Origin of the sequence: Nitrospira sp. BLG_1 (genome assembly GCF_047338595.1) — a bacterium.
GTDB lineage: Bacteria > Nitrospirota > Nitrospiria > Nitrospirales > Nitrospiraceae > Nitrospira_D.
Window position 1 is genome coordinate 1 of sequence record NZ_JBLFBO010000087.1, and the last position, 4,199, is coordinate 4,199.

General features: G+C 49.7%; 4 protein-coding genes. All 4 read right to left on the reverse strand.

The window, feature by feature from the left end; all coding sequences use genetic code 11:
• Positions 1-127: 127 nt before the first annotated feature.
• Positions 128-1,450 carry a hypothetical protein gene (locus ACMTNU_RS20125; protein WP_413937081.1) on the reverse strand — a complete coding sequence of 441 codons (1,323 nt, stop codon included), beginning with the start codon at positions 1,448-1,450 and terminating at the stop codon, positions 128-130.
• A 460-nt stretch (positions 1,451-1,910) separates the two neighbouring features.
• Positions 1,911-2,864, reverse strand: a complete 954-nt coding sequence (locus tag ACMTNU_RS20130; RefSeq protein WP_413937082.1) for a ParB/RepB/Spo0J family partition protein — start codon at positions 2,862-2,864, stop codon at positions 1,911-1,913.
• 24 nt (positions 2,865-2,888) lie between these two features.
• On the reverse strand, positions 2,889-3,722 hold the full coding sequence (locus ACMTNU_RS20135; RefSeq protein ID WP_413937083.1) for a ParA family protein: 834 nt from the start codon (positions 3,720-3,722) through the stop codon (positions 2,889-2,891).
• 39 nt (positions 3,723-3,761) lie between these two features.
• Positions 3,762-4,067 (reverse strand): MerR family transcriptional regulator, encoded by a 306-nt coding sequence (locus ACMTNU_RS20140; RefSeq protein ID WP_413937084.1) that lies wholly within the window; start codon positions 4,065-4,067, stop codon positions 3,762-3,764.
• Positions 4,068-4,199 lie beyond the last annotated feature (132 nt).

Consider the following 4,199-nt stretch of genomic DNA (forward strand, 5'->3'; position numbering starts at 1 on the left):
CGGTCGCTTCCTGTGAGAGACGCACACTGGCTGCACGAATCCGGTGACGTATACTTCGCCCAATCTGTTCCATGGGACATGATACGTCCCGCTGAAGAGATGTTGCCGCCTATTCCTCCCACTCCTCCTACGTGGTCCTGTTCTCGTCCTCAGCCCAGGGGACTCCGAGGCCTTTGGCTTCAATCTTAATCAGCTTCGCGAGATAGCTTCCCATATTAATCCGTTCTCCACGCGCCTTCCTTTCTTTCACTTCACCAATCCGAAGCCAAATCCGTGGGTGAGGAACTACCGCGATCGCTCGCTTCCACCATTTTTCCCACACGTCCGGATCTTTCCGGCGACCGGACAAACTTATAATCTCGTCTAGTAACCGTGCTGCTGAATTAGTATCAGTGGCTGATGTCATGGCCGCTCCTGTACTTGGTTCCGGAAGCGCCGTGAGAAATGGATCGATTACAGGATCTGAGTCCCTATGATGCGGTTCTCCGAGTTCATACTTAGCCTGTAACTCTGGCAATTGAGCTTCCGTTTTCCACCAAGCTGACCCAGCATCCCAAATAAACAGAAAGTCTTTTTGCTCCCGTACCCCGACCGGCACAATCTGCCAATGCTCTAGGAACCCTCGCTTCAGAAGTTCACAATGGGCCTCGGCAAACTGTTCCATCACTTTCGACTTCGCCATATATCTCTTGATTTGCCAATACCCTACAAGATCGGAATATCGCTGTTCTGCATGTCCTTTTCCGAGATAGAAGAGATTATGCAGTAGCTGATGTAATAACTTTGAGAGTGACCCCTTCATCCCAGTAAATAGTGAGTGATCAATTACAAAACAATTGCCCATCAACAAACTATCGCGATACCACGGAGCAAGCTCCACCTCATACTTATCTACCATCTCACCCTTCTTATTTGGTTGCCCTGGTAATACCACCGTTCCGAAGATCTTAAAAACAATCCCCTTGTTGCTTCGCAACCGTTTGCGATTCAAGGGACCACTTCCTCTTACCCCCTCCCCTACCTCAGTTTTTGTGCGACCTGCTGAAATCATGGTCCCAGCCATCCGTAAAAAGAAGCGATCGACCTCAGCATACGCAGCACCCGACGGCTCCTTCCCCGCCGCCTGCAGAATCTCTGCTCCTGAAATTCTCACAATGGGGTCTAAGACTTTCTTCCGCTCAAGCTGGCTAAGCGCCCAGCGTTCAAACCCACGGAAGAGCTCAAGATCCACGGAATTCGGAAGTCCTAGGTCTCCGCTCGCATAAATCACCAAGGGGATTTTTCGCAGTTCACCTCGATAGTACACCTCACGCACAACTTCCTTTTCGCGAAGTCCTTCTTTCCGGTTCTTGCTTTTGACTTCCCAGAGAGGAATCGACCCCAAAATATGCTCTGCAAGTAATAAGACGGGAGCATTCAGAAGAAATCCTTTTTTTTGAGGATCAGGCATAGAATGGGAGGGATTTCCTTCCGAAGATGTGACTAAATCAGCGTGTTCCATCGTAACGTAGATTAATCCTTCGTTAATTCTCTAACGTAGTAGTTGCTTATAGCGATCTCTGATCGTTGGAGTTTCATATAGTTAGGACTGAATATCTTTCTGTCATCGATCGAACTTTCTCTCAACTATCGATCAGTTTCAGTCAACTATCGTTGATCCTCTTCGGTCAACTATCGAACCTGCGGTCAAGTATCGAAAATTGTTCGGTCAAGTATCGAAGGCCTGTGGATAACCGAGTATATGTCGAGAATCTTCTGAGTATGGTCAGTAGTAGAGACACGGCCATTGCGAAAATGGCAAAAAAGAATAAAAGTCTCTTGTAATCTTTTCGATAGTTGAAAGAAGCGTAGGATGGAAACAACTTGAGGGCGTAATCTTTGGAAAGAATACACGCTACGCGCCTCTAAGATTATCCAACCTCGGATGTTTCGATTGTATGGGCGATTTCTCTATGACCATCCACGGTTTTTATTTGGGATAGACGGGCGAGGGCTTTTCGGATCGCTTGTTCTGAGCGCGCGATGTCATATTCATGGTTATCCCGAAAACTGATGCGCAAGTTAAAGCCATCAGGCCGCTCTTCGTAGACAACAGATTCATACCCTTTATGCACGCGGGGCTTACGATTGATTTCCTCTTCGAGGCGGCGTGTACTCCACTTCTCCTGCACGACCCGTTGGGCAAGGCGAAGGCACTTCTCCGACGATTTCACACTAGCCAAGAGTTCCCCATGTAAGGCTCCAAATTCATGCCCAGGTGCATAGAGGAGATCTTGAACCTCCTGAGAGAGATCCAACACTTTCAGCATCCGTGTAATCCGCGCGCGCGAACATTTCAGCTGCTTGGCAAGGTCCTCATGGGTTAGGCTATGCCGGTCGATCAATCGAGCAAAGGATCGTGCTTGTTCAAGGACGCCGAGGTCCTGCCGATGTATGTTATCGATGAGCGCAAGATATTCAGCGTCTTGGTCTGAGTAATTGCGCACGATTGCCGGAATCGTGGCCCGGCCAAGTGCCCGGCTGGCTTCAGCCCGACGTGCCCCGGCAATAAGTTCGTACCGTCCATTCGTGGTGGTACGAACCAGAATAGGATTGATGACGCCGCGCTCACGTATCGACTCCTTCAATTCATTGAGTGCCTCCTCGTCTATCCCAATGCGAGGCTGATAGGGACTGGCATCGACTCGATCGAGTGAAACTTCCGTGATTCGTTCGTTTGTTCCTGCGCCAAAGACGTTGCGCATACTCTTGGCTTCTTCCTCACGGCGGCGATCATTGGCGACCGGAGATAAGGACTGATAATGCGCGTCAGGAAGTGAATCACCGATGTCGACCGGCTCCCGATCTCGTGACTTAGGTTTCATACTGCTATCTCCTCCTCCTCGTCGTTAAGCATCCGGTTGCTTGAGGATTCCCGGCGAATGCTGACCCTCGATCAACAGCTTCATCACTTGGTAGTAATCCCAAGCGGCACGATGATCCGGTGTTAAGCGCTCCACCGGAAGTGCGAGGCGATCATACAGCGTCTGGCCCCGCATGCCCGATTTGGCAATCGTCGCGTCGATACGAATAGGTGGGAAGATCGGATAGTATTTTTCATACTTATTCTTAATACTCGTGAGCGTCGAATCCGTTACGGCCAGACGATGATCTACAGCAACAGGCAAAATGCCGGCAATGGTGGCACGGATGTCATAGTCCTGCTTCAAGAGGCTGAGACTCTCGATGACCTGATGGGATCCGACAAAGGACATGTAATCCATCGCGATAGGAACTAGGAGACTATCGACCGTGTGATACACGGATTGCAGAATCGGAGACAGGCCAGGTGGGCTGTCGATGAGGATCAAATCGTAGTGCATATCCTTGACGGGAGCGAGGGCTTCGCGCAGTTTACCGACAGTTTCCGCACGATTCCCTGACTGGATCAATTTTGTTTCGGTTTCAGTCAAGGCTTTATCACTAATGATCACATCCAACGTTCCTTTTTCTGGCCCGGTACGCACGCCTTTGACAATCACCTCTTCAAGCTTAAACCCATTATCGAGGAGGTCGTGCAGCGTGGAGTCGTGCTGGATCTTCAGGATATTTCTCAACGACCCTTGAGGATCGCTGTCAACCAGGAGGACGCGCTTTCCGTATAAGGCCGCGGCATGCGCGATGTGAACGGACGTCGTAGTCTTACCGACTCCTCCACGTTGATTATGGGGTGCTATGATCATGACTCGCCTCCCTCGTGGGTCCGTTGAACATCCCGTTGCCTAACCTTTTCCATCCCTCTCATCACTGACGGTCATACCTTTTCGCTGTTGCATCAGGATCTTTATTTTGTCTACGTCATCCTGCGTGAACATGCGATAGGAGTTTCTGGAGTTTCGTCGGGCATCTGGAATTTTTCCTTCTTTAATCCAACGTTTAAGCGTGTCGCGATGAATACCAAGGGTCTTAGCGACCTCCGTCATCGTGAGGGCACTATCTGCCCTAGCCTGTTGTTCTTCCTTTCGACGTTGCTTAATACGACCAGCCAAGATAGCTGGGGTCTCTTTTTGGCGTTTGTACGTCTTCATGATTGATAAAAACCTGGGGTAGAAATTGAATATGCATAACCTAGGGTAACACGCTTGTATCAAAGAGATCAGTCCGTGTCAATGCATTATGTTGTATGTGACGGATCTAGAACGCCCATTCATGGGGTTCAT